At 73.6% G+C, this 19,272-nt stretch carries 16 protein-coding genes; 12 read left to right on the plus strand and 4 right to left on the minus strand.

The genetic code is table 11. The features are described 5' to 3' along the window. Nucleotides 1-276 precede the first annotated feature (276 nt). Entirely contained in the window at nt 277-1,350 is a 1,074-nt protein-coding gene (locus ACIRQY_RS30615) for a sporulation protein (protein WP_403931088.1), read from the plus strand. Nucleotides 1,351-1,618: 268 nt separating this feature from the next. Here the strand turns inward: ACIRQY_RS30615 and ACIRQY_RS30620 are convergent, their stop codons facing one another. Continuing rightward, complete coding sequence (locus ACIRQY_RS30620; RefSeq protein WP_403931089.1) at nt 1,619-3,253, minus strand: ABC-F family ATP-binding cassette domain-containing protein; 1,635 nt, start codon at nt 3,251-3,253, stop codon at nt 1,619-1,621. A 441-nt stretch (nt 3,254-3,694) separates the two neighbouring features. Between ACIRQY_RS30620 and ACIRQY_RS30625 the strand changes: the two genes are divergently transcribed. Together ACIRQY_RS30625 and ACIRQY_RS30630 are read left to right on the plus strand one after the other, a co-directional pair. Further along, complete coding sequence (locus tag ACIRQY_RS30625; RefSeq protein ID WP_403931091.1) at nt 3,695-4,219, plus strand: hypothetical protein; 525 nt, start codon at nt 3,695-3,697, stop codon at nt 4,217-4,219. A 343-nt stretch (nt 4,220-4,562) separates the two neighbouring features. Further along, entirely contained in the window at nt 4,563-5,354 is a 792-nt protein-coding gene (locus ACIRQY_RS30630) for a DUF2785 domain-containing protein (protein WP_351784252.1), read from the plus strand. Between the two features lie 38 nt (nt 5,355-5,392). Here the strand turns inward: ACIRQY_RS30630 and ACIRQY_RS30635 are convergent, their stop codons facing one another. From ACIRQY_RS30635 to ACIRQY_RS30645, 3 genes are all read right to left on the minus strand, one after another. Continuing rightward, complete coding sequence (locus tag ACIRQY_RS30635; protein WP_351784254.1) at nt 5,393-5,545, minus strand: hypothetical protein; 153 nt, start codon at nt 5,543-5,545, stop codon at nt 5,393-5,395. Between the two features lie 103 nt (nt 5,546-5,648). Further along, nucleotides 5,649-7,421: an IclR family transcriptional regulator C-terminal domain-containing protein gene (locus ACIRQY_RS30640; RefSeq protein WP_403931093.1), complete on the minus strand. Its 1,773-nt coding sequence runs from the start codon at nt 7,419-7,421 to the stop codon at nt 5,649-5,651. Next, entirely contained in the window at nt 7,418-8,017 is a 600-nt protein-coding gene (locus ACIRQY_RS30645) for an RNA polymerase sigma factor (protein WP_403931095.1), read from the minus strand. The genes ACIRQY_RS30640 and ACIRQY_RS30645 overlap by 4 nt, the downstream gene beginning before the upstream one ends. A gap of 656 nt (nt 8,018-8,673) precedes the next feature. Between ACIRQY_RS30645 and ACIRQY_RS30650 the strand changes: the two genes are divergently transcribed. From ACIRQY_RS30650 to ACIRQY_RS30690, 9 genes are all read left to right on the plus strand, one after another. After that, nucleotides 8,674-9,201 carry a hypothetical protein gene (locus tag ACIRQY_RS30650; RefSeq protein ID WP_403931097.1) on the plus strand — a complete coding sequence of 176 codons (528 nt, stop codon included), beginning with the start codon at nt 8,674-8,676 and terminating at the stop codon, nt 9,199-9,201. Nucleotides 9,202-9,597: 396 nt separating this feature from the next. Next, entirely contained in the window at nt 9,598-11,724 is a 2,127-nt protein-coding gene (locus tag ACIRQY_RS30655) for a hypothetical protein (RefSeq protein WP_403931099.1), read from the plus strand. Nucleotides 11,725-11,844: 120 nt separating this feature from the next. After that, entirely contained in the window at nt 11,845-13,356 is a 1,512-nt protein-coding gene (pelF, locus tag ACIRQY_RS30660) for a GT4 family glycosyltransferase PelF (protein ID WP_403931101.1), read from the plus strand. Then, nucleotides 13,353-14,771 (plus strand): hypothetical protein, encoded by a 1,419-nt coding sequence (locus tag ACIRQY_RS30665; protein WP_351784266.1) that lies wholly within the window; start codon nt 13,353-13,355, stop codon nt 14,769-14,771. The genes pelF and ACIRQY_RS30665 overlap by 4 nt, the downstream gene beginning before the upstream one ends. 99 nt (nt 14,772-14,870) lie before the next feature. After that, nucleotides 14,871-15,872, plus strand: coding sequence for a GDP-mannose 4,6-dehydratase (locus ACIRQY_RS30670; RefSeq protein ID WP_351784268.1), 1,002 nt, complete (start codon nt 14,871-14,873; stop codon nt 15,870-15,872). Nucleotides 15,873-15,905: 33 nt separating this feature from the next. After that, a complete protein-coding gene (locus tag ACIRQY_RS30675) occupies nt 15,906-16,619 on the plus strand; it encodes a sugar phosphate nucleotidyltransferase (RefSeq protein WP_351784270.1) in 714 nt (237 codons plus the stop codon). A 6-nt stretch (nt 16,620-16,625) separates the two neighbouring features. Next, nucleotides 16,626-17,546: an NAD-dependent epimerase/dehydratase family protein gene (locus ACIRQY_RS30680; protein WP_403931104.1), complete on the plus strand. Its 921-nt coding sequence runs from the start codon at nt 16,626-16,628 to the stop codon at nt 17,544-17,546. Continuing rightward, complete coding sequence (locus ACIRQY_RS30685; RefSeq protein WP_403931106.1) at nt 17,543-18,205, plus strand: spherulation-specific family 4 protein; 663 nt, start codon at nt 17,543-17,545, stop codon at nt 18,203-18,205. Before ACIRQY_RS30680 ends, ACIRQY_RS30685 begins: the two co-directional genes overlap by 4 nt. Further along, nucleotides 18,202-19,143, plus strand: coding sequence for an endo alpha-1,4 polygalactosaminidase (locus ACIRQY_RS30690; protein ID WP_403931108.1), 942 nt, complete (start codon nt 18,202-18,204; stop codon nt 19,141-19,143). The genes ACIRQY_RS30685 and ACIRQY_RS30690 overlap by 4 nt, the downstream gene beginning before the upstream one ends. Nucleotides 19,144-19,272 lie beyond the last annotated feature (129 nt).

Below are 19,272 nucleotides of genomic sequence, written 5' to 3' on the forward strand. Positions count from 1 at the left end.
CTCCGTATTCGCATCCGTACGGCCCGGCATCGTCCAGGGTGCTCACCCGCGCGAGGCGTCCGCGAGCGCCAGGCCCACGCGGCGGCGCCCACTTCGGCCGCCGCCGTGACCCGTAAACGGAGAGTCAACTCCGGTACGGGCGCGACCCGGCGGGGCTCTGAGTGGATCCGGCACGCACCGGCGGCCCCTATGCTTCTACAGGCATGTAGAGGGTCTCCGGTCTCCGGAGCCCCTCGTGCCGAACCACCCCACGTGACATGAAGGAGTGAACGCCAGATGGTGTTCAAGCGTCTGCTCGGCTCGCTCGGCGTCGGCGGCCCCTCGGTGGACACCGTGCTCGACCCCGGCGCGGTGACGCCGGGCGGTGTCCTGAGCGGGCAGGTCCATCTGAAGGGCGGCGGCGCCGACTTCACGATCGAGCACATCACCCTGGAACTCGTTGCCCGGGTCGAGGCGGAGCACGAGGACGGCGAGTCCGAGGGCCTCGTCGTCTTCCACCGGCACGTCGTCGCCGGGAACTTCCGGCTCGCGGAGGAGGAGCACCGCAGCGTCCCCTTCTCCTTCCCGCTGCCCTGGGAGACCCCGATCACCGAGCTGTACGGGCAGGGCCTCGGCATCGTGCTGGGCGTCCGCACCGAACTCGGCGTCGCGGGCGCCCGCGACAAGGGCGACACGGACCCGCTGGCCGTCCGCCCCCTGCCCGCGCAGGAAGCCGTCCTGGAGGCACTGGGCCAGCTCGGCCTCGGCTTCAAGTCGGCCGACCTGGAACTCGGTCACATCGGCGGCACCGGCCAGCAGTTGCCCTTCTACCAGGAGATCGAACTCTCCCCGTCCCCCCGGTACGCGCACCAGGTCAACGAGATCGAGGTGACCTTCCTCGCCGGTCCCGCCGGACTGGAGGTCGTCCTGGAGGCCGACAAGCGCGGCGGCTTCCGCTCCGAGGGACACGACGCCCTCACCCGCTTCACCGTCAGCCACCACGGCGTCGAGCGGATCGACTGGAACGCGGAGGTGGACGACTGGCTGCGCAGGCTGGTGGAGCACCACTCCTCGTACGGGAACCACGGCGCCTCAGGGCCCGGCGGCGCCCTCTTCGCCCAGGGCGGCCACGGCTCCCACGACGCGTACGGCCACGATCCGTACGGCGGCCACGCCCACAAGGGCGACCACGGTCACGGCCACCATGACGGCGGCCACCGCTCGGGGCCGGGCATGGGCACCGCCGTCGCCGCCGGTGCGGCGGGCCTGGCCGTGGGCGTCGTCGGCGGCATGGTGGCCGCCGAAGTCATCGATGAGGTGGGCGACTTCTTCGAGGGCGACGACGAGGGCGACGAGGGCGACGAGGGCTGAGCCCCGGGCTCCATGTCTCCGGGGTGCGGTGCGGAACACCCCGGAGACCTCCGGCGAGCAGTGCCGCCGCAGAACCCCACGGTTCCGGCGGGACGCGGCCGGAGCCTCGCCCGGAGCGTCACACCAGCGGTGTCGTCCCGCGCGGGCGGTGCCCCCGGGAACGCCTCCGGGGGCACCGAGCCACGCCCGCCGCCGCGCCCGCGCGCGGTGGGCGTCGGACATGCGTCCGGGGGAGGGCGGCCCGCCGGGCGAGGGCCCCGGCCGCAGGTCACATTTCCGGAGCGCCGATCGTCTCCAGCCTGCCGTCGGCGAGCCGCAGCCAGCGGTCCACCCCGATCTCGGCGAGGAACCGCTCGTCGTGACTGACCACCAGGAACGCGCCCCGGTACGACTGGAGCGCGCCCTCCAGCTGACCCACGCTGACGAGGTCGAGGTTGTTCGTCGGCTCGTCGAGGAGGAGCAGCTGCGGCGCCGGTTCGGCGCACAGGACACAGGCCAGGGTGGCCCGCAGCCGCTCGCCGCCGGACAGCACACCGACGGGGAGGTGCGCCCGGGCGCCCCGGAACAGGAACCGCGCGAGCAGGTTCATCCGCTCCGCGTCGGACCGCTCGGGCGCGAAGGCGGCGAAGTTCTCCGCCACGGTACGGTCCACGTCCAGCAGGTCCAGGCGCTGGGAGAGATGGGCGACCCGGCCGTCACCGCGCTTGACCAGCCCTCCGTCCGGCGCGAGTTCACCGCTGACCAGCCGCATCAGGGTGGTCTTCCCGGAGCCGTTGGGCCCGGTCAGCGCGATGCGCTCGGGTCCGCGCACGGAGAGATCGGCACCGTCCGGTGTGAACAGGTCGCGGCCGTCCCGCCGGACCCGCATTCCCTCACCGAGGAACAGGTCCCGACCGGTGGGCACCTGGGTCTCGGGCAGGTCGAGGGAGATGCGCTGCTCGTCACGGAGCGCCCGCCCGGCCTCGTCCAGCCGGGCCCTGGCCTCACCGACCCGGGACGTGTGCATCTGCCCGGCGCGCCCGGCGGACTCCTGCGCGCCGCGTTTCATGTTCCCCGCGAAGATCCGGGGCAGCCCGGCGCTCTTCAGATTCCGGGCGGCGTTGCTCGCGCGGCGATCGGCACGCTCACGGGCCTGCTGCAGCTCGCGCTTCTCACGCTTCAGGTCCTGTTCCGCGTTGCGCACGTTCTTCTCGGCCACCTCCTGCTCGGCGCGCACGGCCTCCTCGTAAGACGTGAAGTCGCCGCCGTGGAACCGCAGCCGGGAGGCGCCCAGTTCGGCGATGCCGTCCATGCGGTCGAGCAGGGCCCGGTCGTGGGCGACCACCAGGAGCAGCCCGTTGAAGTCGGCGAGCACGTCGTACAGCCGGTGCCGGGCGTCCCGGTCCAGGTTGTTGGTCGGCTCGTCGAGGAGCAGGACGTCGGGGCGGGCCAGGAGCCGCGCGGCGAGACCGAGGGAGACGATCTGGCCGCCGCTGAGGGTGTCGAGGCGGCGGTCGAGGGCCAGCCGCCCGAGCCCGAGGCGGTCGAGCTGGGCACGGGTCCGCTCCTCGATGTCCCAGTCGTCGCCGATGGTGGCGAAGTGCTCCTCGCCGACGTCACCGGACTCGACGGCGTCGAGGGCGCGGATCACCGGGGCGATGCCGAGGACCTCGGCCACCGTGAGGTCACCGCTCAGCGGCAGGGTCTGCGGGAGGTACCCGACGGTGCCGCCGACGGACACCGAACCGGCGGACGGCCGCAGCTCACCGGCGATCAGCCTGAGCAGGGTGCTCTTGCCGGAGCCGTTGGGCGCGACGAGCCCGGTACGGCCGGAGGCCAGGGCGAAGCTCAGGTCGTGGAAGACGGGGGTGTCGTCGGGCCAGGAGAAGGACAGGCCGGAGCAGACGACGGAGACGTCGGACATGGAAGGACCTCGGGTGGGCTGGGGGCGGAGAGAGCTCCGCCCCGGGCAGACATGCGGGAACGGGGTACGACGAGACGGGCCACTCCGCCTGCGCCCGGGGCGCCGCGGTGGCCGTCAGTTCCGGATCTCATCCGGAGATGTCGTCGTCACCCGACATGTCTGCCGCTCCTCGCTACACGGTCAACGTCTCTTCGACCCTAACAGCCGCCTTCTCGGCCCGCCGGGAATTTTCGCCGGGCCTGCCGTGCCCGGGCCTGCCGTGCCCGGGCCTGCCGTGCCCGGGCCGGTCGGGTCATGCCGGGCGGGATCGAGCCGGGCCGGGGCGGCGCGGTCCAGGCCGGGCGGGGTCGTCTCGGGTCCGCGACGGGCGGGTGCCGGGCAGGGGTGCCGGGCTTCCCTCCACAGGGACGGGGTCCGCCCCGGCGGTCCTATGCTGAGCCGATGCCGGACCACGACGAACCACCGCGCGCCGCGCGCACGGAAGAGACACGGACACCCGGCGCGGCGGGGGGACTGCCCAGGGCCCTGCGTGTCGCTGGGCTCGTACTGAGCCGTACGCCGAGCCCTCCGGATCTGGCCTGCTGGACCGGCTCCCGGCCGGAGCCGACGGGCGGCGGGTCGGCGGTGGTCAGCGTGGTGACCGAACCGGCCGCGCCGCCCGACGAGGCCACCCTCCGCCTCGCCCACGACGTGGTGGACCGGTTCGACGCACTCATCGCCGAGGCGCGACGGTACTGCCGCACCCGGCTCAGGGAGGAGCGCTTCGGACTCACCGCCGAGGAGGTCGGCCTGCTGGACCTGCCGGACCTTCCCCTGGCCGGTCCCGAGGCGACGGTGTGGGCCGACGGGTCCTGGGCCGTCCTCTTCACCGAGAGCCGCTTCCGGCTCGGTGACCCCTACGGGATCCTCGTGACCTTCGACGGGGCGAGCCCGGTCGACGTCGAGGGAGTCGACGACGCGGAATGAACCGGTACGCCCCGGCCCTCCCGCCACCGGAGGCTCCGGCCCCTTGCCGAGACAAGGCGCTCCGGTCTCACCGGGACCCGGAGCGATGGCCGCGCCGTGACCTGGGAGGGCGGTCTCCCTCACGTACCCAGGACGGCAACCCCCGTACCCGGGGCGGGGGTATCCCCACGGGGGACGGCGGCCTTCCCGGACCCGGGGCAGCGCCTGAGCCGCTCGGCTCCTGCCCGAGGATCCGGCCACCTCGGAGGAACTCGGCTCCATCACGCGACAGTTGAGGGCAAAGTCGCATATGTGTCCTTAATGGGGAGGCGCGAGGCGGCAGCGGGCATCTACCCTGCGGGGCATGATCGACTGGAACACCATCGAAGCCGCCGACTGTGCCGTGCCCGCCGACCGGGCCGTGGACGACCTCGTCGGCGAACTGTCCCGGGCCCTGGCGGACCCCGACCCGCTGGTCCGGGACGGCGCCCCCTACACCGTCCTGGCGACCTGGATAGACCGGGGGACGATCGGGGCGTCCCGGCGGCTCGAACTGGGCGACGAGATGGCCGCCCGGTTCGACGACCCGAGGACCGAGGCCCGTACCTTCGCGCCGCTCGTGCTCGACATGCTGGTGGCGGCGGGGGACCTGAGGGCCGGCTGGGTGGACGCGTTCGAGCGCTGGTATCCGGCGGAGCGGGATCTGCGCGGCCACGACGGGACGCTCGGCTGGCTGCACGCGGTGGCGCACGGCGCCGACCTGCTGTCCCGGCTCGGCCGCCACCCCGAGGTGGCGCCCGTGCGGATGCTGGAGCTGGCCGCCGCACGGCTGACGGCGCCCACGGACCACGTCTACGACCAGTTGGAGGACGACCGCCTGGCGCGGGCCGTCGCCCTGGTCCTCACCCGTACCGATCTGAGCGAAGCCGACTCGACCGGCTGGCTGGAGCCGATCGCGGAACGCTTCGGGTCCGAGCGCATCAGCACCCCGGTACCCGCCCACATCAGCAACTGCCTGCGCACCCTGCGGCTGCTCCACGTCCTCGCCGACCGGGGCGTGCGCCCCACCAGCGACCTGCCCGCCGAACCCGTGCACCACCGCGAGGCGGTCAAGTCCGCCGTCGCCGACACCCTCGACCGGATCGTCAGGCGCTGACCGAGGGCGCTCCCCGGCGGGCTCGCGCGCGCGGGACCTCAGGGCCGGTGCCCCCGCGCGGCCCGGTGGCTCCGACGGCCGCGGCGGCTCCGCCGGGGGCGCCTGCGGGCGCGGCCGACGGCGGCGATGACGAGACCCGCGCACAGACTGCCGAGGAACTCCGGCAGCGCGGAGAAGACGATGTCCACCATGTCGGTGATGCGGGCGCGCCGGAGGAGCCCGGTCGCGCGCCGACGTCCGTTCCTGGTCGTGGGGCTGGGCGAGGCACCCCCGGGCTCACGGGTGCGGTTGGCGTCAGGAGCGGTGCGTATCGGTGAGGAAGCCGGTCCAGCCGACGGGGGAGGGGCCGAGGGAGCCCGCCGGGAGGAGCAGCCCCGAAGGGCCGTGCCGGGACGTCGCCGCTCCTTCCTCCGGCCGCTCCGGCGCGTCGGCGGCGGGGAGCGCGGCGAGGAGCGTCAGCAGGATCAGGGCCGACTGCCCGGACAGGATCCGCGCGGCCTCGACGAGCCGTGGCGACCGGTCGGCGGGCAGGGACAGGGCGACGCAGGCGGGCTGCCCGTCGAGGGGCACCGGAACCGCCACGCACACCTCGCGCCGCGAGTACTCCAGGACGTCGAACTGGCTGGCGTGGGGGCCGTGGCCGTCCAGGGTGCGGAACAGCGCAGCGGGATCCGTGATGGTCCGCTCCGTCAGGGCGTACGGCCGGTACCGCGCCAGGTGGTCCATCCGGTCCTCGAAGTCGAGCTGGGCCATCAGGCTCTTGCCGTTCGCACTGGCGTGGGCGGCCTCCTTCAGGTCGACCCACTGGGTGATCGCCGGAGTGCCGGGACCGTCCGAGCAGTGCTGGATGTCGATCTCCCCGTCGGTGTACCGCGAGAAGTAGACGGCCGCGCCCGTGGCGTCCCGCAGATCGTCGAGCAGCCGGACGAGGGTGTCGTGGCGCAGGACCGGATCGCCCGCGGGGACGGGGGAGAAGAGCGGTCCGACGGTGTACGAGCCGTCGGGGAGGCGGCTGAGCAGGTGGTGCGCGCACAGCCAGGTGAGGAGCCGGCCGAGGTCGGTCCCGCCGAGCCCGGCCGCCGAGGCGATCCCGGCCGGGGCGAGGGGGGCGCGGGCGCCCCGGACGGCGTGCAGGACGTCCAGCACCCGCATCGCCTCCGTCCACCGGTCCGGTGCTTCGGGCACCTGCTGGGCGAGCGCGGTGAGGGTCGTGTGCCGCAGGGGCCGTGCGGAGAAGGCGGCGCTCCCGCCGGGCGGCGGGGCGTCCACGTCCGTGCGCGGCCCGCGCGCGGCGGGTCCTTCGGCCGTCCGGCCGCGTTCCTCCGCGCGCGGTGCCGCCATCGGGTGCGGGACCATCCAGTCCCCGGGGGCCGCCCGCCCGAGCCGGGGGGCCAGCGCGAAGACCTCCTTGGCGAGGCCCGGGGTGGCGAGCGGGACCGTGCCGAGGTCCTCGTGCTCGTACGGAACCGTCCACCGGCGGGCCCGCGCGAGCGTCTGCCGCAGCAGTGGGGACGGGGTGCGGGCCGGGTCGCCCGCGAGGGTGTGCGGGGTGCCGGTGTCGCCCCGACGGCGGGCCCACACGGCCGCGTCCTGGTACTCCCCGCGCCGGGAGTGGTCGAGGAACAGGCAGTGGACGGCCGGGTCGAGTTCGGCCCCGGCGGCCAACTGCCACCAGAAGGTGGCCCCTTCCCCGTCACCGGCGAGGTGCAGCACACAGGCGAAGACCAGTGCGCCGCCGGGATCGGCCGCCGCGTACTCGGCGAACGAGGCGAGCGAGGAACCTGCCGTACGGGACAGGACGACCGTGGCGCAGAGGGCGTCCAGTCGGCGCAGGGCCTCGTCGGCGTCGAGCGGATGCCGTCCGGTGTGACGGTCCGTGACGGTCCCGGTGGCCGGTCCGCAGGGCTCGGCGGCGGCTTCGGCGCCGGGTGCGGACGGCGGACCGGCGGCGTCCGCCAGGAGTCGCGCGCGGGAGGCCTCGACGCCGGGGCGCTGCCCGGGGACGTCGGACGAGGCCGCGGCGAGGATGTCCTCCACGGACCGGAAGACCTCACTGTGCTCGCTCATGAGCAGGCCCTTCGGTGCTCCGGGCGGCTGCCCGGCAGGTCGAGTGTCCGCCCGAGGCGGGGGAGCGCCCGGCTGATGTGCGACCGGACCGTGGCCTCGTTGATGCCCAGCACCTCGGCCACCACGGAGGTGGGCTGGTCCAGCAGGAAGTAGAGCGTGATCACGTCCCGCTGCCGCTCGGGAAGCCGGTGGACGGCGTTGCGCACGGAGATCCGCAGGGCCAGCGCGTCGAAGGCGTCGTGCGCCCCGGCGCGTTCGTCGAGCAGGCCCCACAGGATCGGGTCGTCCACCGGGAGGGCGGTCCTGTGGCGTCTGAGCCCCTGGTCGACGAGGCGTCTCTTCAGCACGGTCCACGCGTGGGCGGTCGGATTCTCCCGTGCCGCCACCTTCGGCCACCGGTACATCAGCTCCGCGAAGGTGGTGTCCACGGCCGCCTCCGCGAGCTCGTCGGACCGCAGGTCGTACCGTGCGAACCGGACGAACCTGTCGTACAGCCGGGCGTGGAACTCCCAGTATCCGGCGGGGCGCCCGTCCGTGGGGAGGGGCGGCCGGGGCGGTCCGGTGGCGCCCGGCTCCTCCGTGCCGACATCGCTCACGGGAGCACCTCTGCGTCCGTGTCGGTCCACCCGGGGCGGGCGGACCGCCCCACCGTGGCGGCGGATACGTCCTCCCGGGCCCGTGCGGTGTCTCCCCCCGCTGCCGCCTCCGCGGCGAGTCCGCCCCGCGACACCGTCGTGCCGTCCCGCATGCGGCCCCCTCCCGTCGATCCTGCGCACCGCCCGCCGCCCCCTCTCCGCGGTACCGGAGGCGATCGCCTCCACCGGTATCAGCGATCACGGCGGCCCAAACGTGCACAGGAAAATCAAAGAAAATAACAGAAAGTAATCGATCAGAATCGGTCTCCATTCGGCGGAGACGGGAGGAGGGAGGCAGGAGTCGGGTTGAACCTCGGGATCACGCCAAGTGGCCTGAAATTATTGACCGTTGCGTGGCCTGGCCGGGATTCCGGCGCGTCTTGGTATGTTGCGTACGCGCCAAATCTGAGACGGGAGCGACCGGTTCGCGCCGGGCTCCGCGCTCCTCTCTGAGGGCGGTGCCACACTCCCTGCGGCGTGCGCAAAGATCCTTCGCGGGGGCCTTCACACTTTCTCCCCACCGTCTTCACACAGGGAATACTTTCGGCCGTGGGGCGCGCGGGATTCCGCCTGCCGAGGGAGACGGCGGGCCCTCCCGGTGCCTAGCCTCCCGGACCATGCGATCACTCCTGACCCGACGCCTCGGTCTCACCGTCGTTCTCGCGCTCTGTATGGGCCTCTTCGGCCTGGCCCCGGCCGCGAACGCCGCCGCCCCGGCATCCGCGCAGCTGACCTTCTCCACCAGTGCCGCCACCACCACGCCCGGCGGCACCGTGAACCTCTCGATGACGCTCACGAACAACAAGAACTACGACATCTGGTTCGTCTACCAGACCATCGACCCGACCTGGCTGACCACCCAGCGCCCGGACCTCAAGTACGCGTTCACCGGCTGCACGCTCGCCGGCCCCTCGGGCAGCAGCTCCTGCTCCGGTACCGGTCCCGCCAACCTGGGCGCCAACTACGGCGCGACCATCCCGCCCGGCCAGAGCCGCACGGTCACGCTGACCCTCCAGGTCGCCCCCGACTCGGGCTGCAACGGCAACATAGGCTTCTACTCGTACTTCTACGCCGAGTTCAGCGACACCACCAGCGTCAACGGCGGCCCGGTCTACACCCCGGAGACCCGCGTCCTCTGCGCCTGAGACACCGGCGCCCGGGCGGACACTGTCTGAAAAGCGCCTTCAGGGGCCTCTTTTCTGGACAGGTCCACACCTATGGCGGTGCCACCGGCGGGCCCTCGGCCCGCCGGTGGTCCTCATTCCCGCCAATCAAGACCCGTAGGCCATCGGAAGGATCACCTCCGGTGCGGCGGCAGACCCCCTGAGCGCCCCGGAAGCACCACCACCGCCCCCGCGAGGACCGACGAATTCTCGCCACCTTGCGCAGTAACACCACAAGAACCTCACAGATACCTCACCATTTGACGCGACGGATGCGTGTACGACCGGCCTTCGAGGGGGACGCCGGCGTGGCACGAGGGGGTGCGTCCGCTCCACGGAGCCGTACCCACCCCTGCTCCGGGAGGAGAACACCACCGCATGAAGCGGATAGTCAGCACCACCCTGCTCGCCGCCGGCGCGCTCCTGGCGGGACTCGTCCTGCCCACCTCGACCGCCGGGGCGGTCGAGCCGCCGCCCCGGGTCGACCTACGGGTCCTGGTCGTCACCGACGGCGGGCCCGCCACCCAGGCCATCGCCGCCGAACTCCAGACCGCGGGAACGCCGTACACCGAGATCGACCTGAACCGCGCCGACCGGCCCGTCATCGACGCCGCCTATCTGGCCGACAGCGTCGGGGGCCGCGCCCGCGCCAAGTTCCAGGCCGTCGTCCTGCCGAACGACAACCCGTTCCCGGCGAACTCGTCCGAGATGGCCGCCCTCGTCGCCTACGAGCAGGCCTACGACATCCCGCAGGTCGACGCGTACACCTACGCCCGGCCCGAGGCCGGACTCCAGTACCCGGTCTACGGCGGCTACTCCGGCAGCCTCGACGGCGTCCAGGCCCAGGTCACCACGGCCGGCCGCAACGGACCCTTCGGCTACCTCGCCGGAGCGGTTCCCTTCGAGGACAACTCGCCCACCGTCGGAGAGAGTTACGCCTACCTCTCCACCCCGGTGGCGGGCGCCGACTTCACCCCGTACGTCGAGGCGACGATCCCCGGCACCACCAAGAAGGGCTCGCTGGTCGGCGAGTACCAGCACGACGGACGGCGCGAACTCGTCGTCACCTTCGTCTACAACCGCTACCAGCAGCAGTTCCGCCTGCTGGCCCGCGGCATCGTCGAATGGATGACCGACGGCGTCCACCTGGGCTCCTCCCGCAACTACTTCGCCGTCCACATCGACGACGTCCTCGCCGCCGACGACCGCTGGAACTCCACGCTCAACTGCACCCCCGGCGACGTCGACTGCACCGACCCCAACGCCGTCCCCGACCCCATCAGGATGACCCCCGCCGACGTCGACGCGGCCGTCACCTGGCAGAACAACCGGGGCTTCACGCTCGACCTCGCGTACAACGCCGCAGGCAGCGTGGACCACCGCGAGGACAACAACGGCGCCGACCCGCTCGCCGACCGACTGGTCAACCAGCGCAACCAGTTCCGCTGGATCAACCACACCTACACCCACGCCTTCCTCGGCTGCGAACAGGACACCTCCGTCGTGCCCTGGCGCTGCGCCACCCTGCCCAACGGCTCCGTGAAGTGGGTGAGCAGGGCCGCCGTCTCCGACGAGATCGCCCTCAACCGCGTCTGGGGCCAGACCGCCGGACTTCCCCTGGAGAACGGCGAACTCGTCACCGGGGAGCACTCCGGGCTGCGCGTCCTTCCCCAGCAGCCCACCGACAACCCCAACCTGGGCCTCGCCCTCGGCGACAACGCCATCACCTGGCTGGCCTCGGACAACTCCCGTGACCCCGGCCAGCGGCAGGTCGGCTCCGCGACCACCGTCCCGCGCTACCCGATGAACATCTTCTACAACGCGGGCCGGGCCGCCGAACAGGTCGACGAGTACAACTGGATCTACACCAGCCGCGCCCAGGGCGGCAGCGGCATCTGCGAGGACAACCCCGCGACCACCACCTGCCTGCCCGCCCCGCTCGACCCGGCCACCGGCTACGCGAACCACATCGTGCCGCTGGAGCGCCAGATCGCCCTCGGCCACGTCCTCGCCAACGACCCGAAGCCGCACTTCATCCACCAGTCGAACCTCGCCGAGGACCGCATCGCCTACCCCGTCCTCGACGGCGTACTCGACAGCTACCAGGCGCTCTTCGCGACCAGCACCCCCGTGGTCAACCTGCGGATGAAGGACATCGGCGGCGAGCTCAAGCGCCGCACGGCCTGGCAGACCGCCGTCAGCGCCGGACAGATCACCGCCTACCGCATCGGCAGCGCCGTGACCGTCCAGGGCCCGGCCGGACTGGCCGTCCCCGCCACCATGCCCGCGGGAACCCTGAGCGGCGGAACCGCCTTCGGCGAGGCCTACGCGGGCACCCGCTCCGGCTGGACCACCCTCACGACCACCCCGCTCACCCTCACCCTGTCCGCCCCGCCCGCCCCGGTCACCACGACCGGCGCCCCGGGCCCCGTCCCCGCGCCCGCCCCGGCCGCCCGCGTACCCCAGGGCGTCTCCGCCCGGGTCGCGCCCGGCACCGACGGCTGACCACAGCCACCCGGCACCGACGGCTGACCGCAGCACCGGCAGCGAAGGTCCCGGACACCCCTCGACAGGGGGGTCCGGGACCCGTACCACCACCCCACCACCGCCGTGGAGCACACACCCATGCACGTACCCCAGGGCGCCCGGCGCTCCGGCGCCCCGCGCGTCACCCTGCTCACCGAAGGCACCTACCCGCACAGCCACGGCGGGGTCAGCGTCTGGTGCGACCAGCTCGTCACCGGGATGCCCGACATACGCTTCGACGTCATAGCCGTCACCGGCACCGGACGCGAACCACTCGCGTGGGACCTGCCGGCCCACGTCACCGACGTCCTGTCCGTCCCCATGTGGGGCCCCGCCCCACCCGGCCGCGCCCCGCGCGGACGCACCGCGAGACGCCTCGCCGACACCTACGAGACCTTCCTCACCGCCCTGCTCGACCCCACCGCCGAAGCCGGTTTCGCCCCCGCCCTCCAGGGCCTCGCGCGCGCCGCCGCCGACGGGGTCCTCAGCCCCTTCCTCCGCGGCGACACGGCGATATCCGTCCTCACCTCCGTCTGGCTGCGACCGGGCGTCCCCGCAGCCGAGGCCGGGCCCACCGTCCACGACGCGCTCACCGCGACCGCCCTCCTCGAACACGCCCTGCGCCCCCTCGCCGCACCGGTCCCCGCCGACGGCGTCTCGCACGCCGTCAGCGGTGGCGTCGCCGTCCTGCCGGGACTCGCCGCCCTCGAACGCCACGGCGTCCCCCTGCTCCTCACCGAGCACGGCGTCTACCTGCGCGAGCGCTACCTCGGCTACCGCACCGCCCCCTACCGCTGGCCCGTCAAGGCCCTGATCCTCGGCTTCTTCCGGCTCCTCGCCGAGGAGACCTACCGCCGGGCCGCGCTCATCACCCCCGGCAACCGCTACAACCGGCTCTGGGAGGAGGAGGGCGGCGCCGACCCCGCCGCCATCCGCACCGTCTACAACGGCGTCGACCCCGCGGCCTTCCCGCCCGCCGGACCCGAACCCGAGGCACTCACCCTCAGCTGGGCCGGACGCGTCGACCCCATCAAGGACCTGGAGACCCTGATCCGCGCCTTCGCGCTCGTCCGCGAACGCCTCCCCGAGACCCGGCTGCGGCTCTTCGGCGGCACCCCGCGCGGCGGCGAGGCCTACCGGGAGCGCTGCGAGGCACTCGCCGCCGACCTCGGCCAGGGCGGACACGTCACCTTCGAAGGCCGCGTGGACGACATCAGGGACGCCTACGCGGCCGGCAACGTCGTCATGCTCTCCAGCATCAGCGAAGGCTTCCCCTTCACGCTCATCGAAGCCATGTCCTGCGGGCGCGCCACCGTCTCCACCGACGTCGGAGGCGTCCGCGAAGCCGTCGGCGACACCGGCCTCGTCGTCCCCCCGCGCGACCCCGAGGCCATGGCCGCCGCCGCCCTCCGGCTCCTCGGCGACCCCGCCCGGCGCCGCGCCATGGGCGCCGCAGCCCGCACCCGCGTCGTCGAACAGTTCACCCTCCGGCAGACCATCGACACCTTCCGCGCCATCTACCGCGAACTCGCCCGGGGCCCGGTCCCGGCGCCCGCCCGGATCGTCCTGCCCACCCCGGCGGTCAGCGGCACCGGAAGGTTCGCCGGATGAGCGGCCCCCTGTCCCTCGAACCCGGCGGCAGCGAACAGGACACCCTCGCCATCCGCCTCGCGGTGCCCCGGCCGCGCCGCTGGTCCGCCGACCCCGGCGACTCGCCGACCCTCGCGATCCGGATGCCCCGCAACGGCCCCGACGAGGAAGCCGTCAGCGAACTCGCCGCCGAACTCGCCGACCGCATCGGACCCGCCGTCCACCCCTACGAGGTGGCCGCGCTCCTCGAAGCCGACGGCCTCTCCGCCTCCATGATCAAGGAGCGGTACGGGCACCCCACCCTCTTCTCCCTCGCCGCGGCCCTCTACGAACGCGTCCCCCGGACCTTCCCCGAACCGCCCGCGGGCGCCGACCCCTGGCGGCCGGACACCCTGCGCTGCCTGCTGCGCGGAGCCCTCTTCGCCCTCCCCGCACTGGCCTACCTCCTCACCTCACCGCTCTGGGACGTCACCCGGCACGCCCCCGCGCTCATCGTCGCGGGCACCGTCTCCTGGGCCTGGGGCCAGGCCCTCGGACACCGCGCCCACCTCCGGCTCGTCACCGGCCGCAGAGAAGCCGGACGCTCCCTCGTCGGCGGCGCCGCACTCGGCGCGGCCGTCGCCACCGCACTCGCCGCCCTCCCCGCCGGAGGCGGACCCGTCACCGCCGTCGCGGGCCTCCAGTCGCTCTACCTGGGCGCGGCGGGCGTCCTCCTCGTCCTCGGCCGCGAACGCCTCCTGCTCCTCACCCTCACCCCGCTCGTCCTGGGCGCCGCCGTCCTGCCCTGGTGGGACCCCGGCGCCCTGATCCGGCTCACCCTGCCCCTGCTCGCCGTCCTCGCCACCCTCGCCGCCGCGGCCCGGGTCCTCGCCGAGTGCCTCGCCGAACCGGCCGCCGCCGACGCGGGCCCCCGCCCGCCGCTGCGCGCCTCCGTGCCGTACGGCCTGTTCGGGCTCGCCGCCGCCGTCCTCACCATGCTGGAAGGACGACGTGACCCGTACGCGGTCATCGCCCTCACCCTCAGCATGGGCCCCGCCGAATGGCTGCTCTACCGCTACCGGGGCTGGTCCGTCACGGCCCTGCGCCGCGCCACCACACCCGGCGGCTTCCTCCTGCGCTCCTGCGGCGTCCTCGCCCTCTGCCTCACCGGCTACCTGCTCCTCCTCCTGCCGCCCGCCCTGATCATCGGCACCGGACCCGCCGCCCTGCTGGCCCTCGCGGCCCTGCTCTGGACCGCGCTGCTGCTCCAGGCCTTCGGAGTGGCCTGGCCACCGGCCCTCGTCTGCCTGACCTCCGCCGCCGCGGCGGGCGCCGTCACCTGGGCGGCCGGACCACCCGGCCCCGCCGCGCTGCTCCCCGCCGTCTGCGGCGCCGCCGCGCTCTGCCTCGTCGGGGTGACCCTCGCCCTCCTCGGGCGGCCCTCCCCGCACGCCTGACGACCGGCCGGCGCCCACCCGCGCCGACCCGGCCGCACGGCACCCCCATGCCTTCCCCGTCCCACCCGGTCCCCGCGACCGCCCCGAAAGGAACCACACGTGACCTCCGCACCGCTCGCCGCCGTCACCGGCGCCGAAGGCTTCATCGGCTCGCACCTCACGGAGGCGCTCGTCGCCTCCGGCCACCGGGTGCGCGCCATGGCCCAGTACAACTCCTTCTCCTCCTACGGCTGGCTGGAGACCCTCGCGCCCGAGGTGCTCGACCAGGTGGAGATCGTGCTCGGCGACGTCCGCGACCCCGGCTCCGTCCGCGCCCTCCTCGACGGCGCCGACTGCGCCTACCACCTTGCCGCGCTCATCGCGATCCCGTACTCCTACCAGGCACCCCACAGCTATGTGGACACCAACGTCACCGGCACCCTCAACGTCCTGGAGGCGGTCCGCGCCCTCGGCACCCCCCGGCTCGTCCACACCTCCACCAGCGAGACCTACGGCACCGCGCAGACCGTGCCGATCACCGAGGACCACCCCATCAACACCCAGTCCCCGTACGCCGCTTCGAAGGCGGGCGGCGACCGGCTCGCCGACAGCTACCACGCCAGCTTCGACACCCCCGTGGTCACCCTGCGCCCCTTCAACACCTTCGGGCCCCGCCAGTCCATGCGGGCGGTCATCCCCACCGTCATCGCCCAGGTCGCCGCGGGGGAACGCACCCTGACCCTCGGGGACCTGCGCCCCACCCGTGACTTCACCTTCGTCGCCGACACCGCGCAGGCGTTCCTCGCCGTCGGCACCGCCCCCGCAGAACGGGTCGTCGGCCGCACCTTCAACGCGGGCACCGGCGGCGAGATCTCCGTCGGCGACCTGGTCGCCCTCATCGGCAAGGTCATGGACGCCCCCCTCGACGTCCGCGAGGACGCCGAACGGCTGCGGCCCGCCGCCTCCGAGGTCATGCGGCTCGTCGCCGACGCCTCCCGGCTCACCGACGCCACCGGCTGGAGCCCCGGCCACACGCTGGAGGAAGGGCTCGCCCGCACCGCCGACTGGTTCACCGACCCCGCCAACCTCTCCCGTTACAAGACCGGCATCTACAACATCTGAATCCGACGCCACGCACCCCGAAGGAGGTCCGCCATGCACGCTGTGATCCTGGCCGGAGGCAAGGGCGTCCGGCTCCGGCCGTACACCACCGCCCTGCCCAAGCCGCTCGTCCCGATCGGCGACGAACACGCCATCCTGGAGATAGTGCTGCGCCAGCTGTCCGGCGCGGGCTTCACCCACTGCACCCTGGCCATCGGCCACCTGGGCGAGATCATCCGCGCCTACGTCGGCGACGGCTCCCAGTGGGGCATGAAGATCGACTACGCCACCGAGGAGAGCCCGCTCGGCACGATGGGCCCCCTGCTCACCTTCAAGGACCGGCTCCCCGAGCACTTCCTCGTCATGAACGGGGACGTCCTCACCGACCTGGACTACGCCGACGTCCTGCGGCAGCACACCGCCGCGCGGGCCCCGCTCACCATCGCCACCTACGCCCGCAAGGTCCGCATCGACTTCGGCGTCCTCACCACCGACGACAGCCGGGTCGTCGCCTTCACCGAGAAGCCCAGCATCGACTACCGCGTCTCCATGGGCGTCTACGGCGTCTCCCGCGACACCCTGGAGACCTACACCCCGGGACTGCCGCTCGGCTTCGACGAACTCGTCCTCGACCTGCTCGCCGCCGGGACCCCGCCGCACGCCTACGCCTTCGACGGCTACTGGCTCGACATCGGCCGCCCCGACGACTACGACCGGGCCAACGCCGAGTTCACCAGCCGCAAGTCCCTCCTGCTCAAGGGAGCCTGAACCACCATGAGGATCCTCGTCCTCGGCGCCGGGGGGTACCTCGGCGGCCATGTCGTCGAGCGGCTCCGCGCCCGCCCCGGCACCCGGGTGCTCCTCGGCGGCCGTTCCCCGGCCGCCGACGTCACCGCCGACCTCGCCACCGTCCGTCCCACCGATCTCGCCCGGGCCCTCGCGGAGGCCGCCCCCGACGCCGTGGTCAACTGCGCGGGAGCCACCGGCGGCGACCCCGTCCAGCTCGCGGAGGTCAACGCCCGGGGCACCGCCGCGCTCTGCGCCGCCCTGCGCGAGGCGGCCCCCGCCGCCCGGCTCGTCCACCTCGGCTCCGCCGCCGAGTACGGCCCCGGGGAACCCGGCCACGCCGTCGCGGAATCCGCGCCCTGCGCCCCGGCCGGACCCTACGGCGCCACCAAACTGGCCGGCACCGTCACCGTGACCACCTCCGGCCTCGACGCGGTCGTGCTCCGCGTCGGCAACCCGGTGGGTGCCGGAGCCCCGCCGGAGGGGCTGCCCGGCCGGGTCGCCGCCCTTCTCGCCGGGGCGTCGGCCGAACCGGGCGCCGAACTCCGGCTCGGCGACCTCTCCGCGTACCGGGACTTCGTCGACGCCCGTGACGTCGCACGGGCCGCCGAACTCGCCGCCACCGTCACGGGCCCGCTCCCGCCGGTCCTCAACATCAGTGGCGGGGAGGCCCGTTCCGTACGCGAACTGGTCCACGGGCTCGCCGACGCGGCCGGGTTCCCCGGCCGGATCGTCGAGGCCGACGGCGGTTCCGCCCGCTCCGCGAACGTCTCCTGGCAGTGCTCCGACATCACCGCCGCCCGCCGGAACCTGGGCTGGCGCCCCGTCCACTCCTTCAGCTCCTCCCTCACGGACCTGTGGGCCGCCCACCGGCCCGCCCGCGTCCCCGAACGGGTGGCGGCACCGTGAGCCTGCTCGTCCCGCTGTACGTGCACCCGGCCGAGGACCCGGACGCCTGGCGGCGCCTGATCACGGCCGGCGACCGCACCTACGGCGTCGTCATCAACCCGGCGAACGGCCCCGGGGAGGCACCCGACCCCGCCTTCACGGCCGCCGTCGACGCCCTGCGCACGGCGGGCGCCCGGCTGCTCGGCTACGTCGACACCGACTACGGCGTCCGCACCCCCGCCGAGGTGACCGCCGACTGGGACCGCCACCGGGCCTGGTACGGCGTGGACGGCTGCTTCCTCGACCGGACGACCGCCCGGCAGGAAGCCCTGGCCGACTGCAAGCGCCTGGTACGGAGCCTGCGCCGGGCCGGGGCCGGCACCGTGGTCCTCAACCCCGGCGTCCACCCGGCCCCCGGCTACGCCCGGCTCGCCGACCTGACCGTCACCTTCGAAGGCTCCTGGAGCACCTACGTATCGGGGTTCAGCCGCCCCGCGTGGACGGCGCGACTCCCCGCGGAAAAACTGTGCCACCTGGTCTACGGGGTGCCCCTGCCCCTGGTGCCGCTCGCCGTCAGGACCGCCCGCGAACGCGGGGCGACGGTCTGCGGCCCGGTGACCGGGGAACTCCCCAACCCCTGGGCCGCCCTGACCCCGGCACTCACGGAGTCGGACCGGTGAACCACCGCACCGGGGCGGGGACGGCCACCGTGCTGCTGCTCCTGCTCGCCGTGCTCACCGCCTGCTCCGGCACGGCTCCCCCCGACGGCGCCGCGGGCGCGGACCGCACCGCACCCGTGCGGACCACCGATCCCCCCGCCACCCCCGACCGCACGGAGCCGCCGGCCGGGACACGGACCCCCACGCACACGGTCCGGCCGGAACCGACCGGACCGATCCGGACGCCCGGCACCCCCGCCCGCCGATGGCAGCCACGACCCGGACTGACCTGGCAGTGGCAGCTCAACGGCACGATCGACCGGTCGGTCGACGTGGCCGTCTACGACATCGACGCGTTCGAGAACACCGCCGAGGACGTGGCGGCGCTGCACCGGGCCGGACGGAAGGTCATCTGCTACGTCAACGTCGGCGCCTGGGAGAGCTACCGTCCCGACCGCGGCGACTTCCCCGAGTCCGTCCTCGGCGGACCCAACGGCTGGCACGGGGAGCGGTGGCTCGACATCCGGCAGCTGTCCGTGCTGCGGCCCCTCATGGAACGCCGCTTCGACATGTGCCGCGACAAGGGTTTCGACGCCGTCGAACCCGACCTCGTGGAGGGGTACGCCGCCGACACCGGCTTCCCCCTGACGGCACGCGACCAGCTCCGGTACAACCGCATGATCGCCGAGATCGCGCACGCCCGGGGCCTGGCCGTCGGACTCAAGAACGACCTGGCCCAGATCCCGCAGCTCATCGACCACTTCGACTTCGCGGTCAACGAGGAGTGCGCGCAGTTCGACGAGTGCGCGCTGCTGGCCCCCTTCGTCGCCGCGGGCAAGGCGGTCTTCCACGTGGAGTACGAGGAACCCGCGCACGCGTTCTGCCCGGAGTCACGGAAACTGCGGCTCTCCTCGATGCGCAAGCGCCTCCCGCTCGACGCGTGGCGCGACCCCTGCTGAGGAGGAGGGGACGGAGGAGGACGGGAAGGGCCCGGCCACGGGGAAGGGCCGGGACCGACGTACAGGCCCGGTCACAAGGAAGGGCCCGCTGGTGGGGAAGGGCCCGGCGTCACCACCCACATGGTGACG

The sequence above is a fragment of the Streptomyces sp. NPDC101490 genome (assembly GCF_044767145.1).
GTDB lineage: Bacteria > Actinomycetota > Actinomycetes > Streptomycetales > Streptomycetaceae > Streptomyces.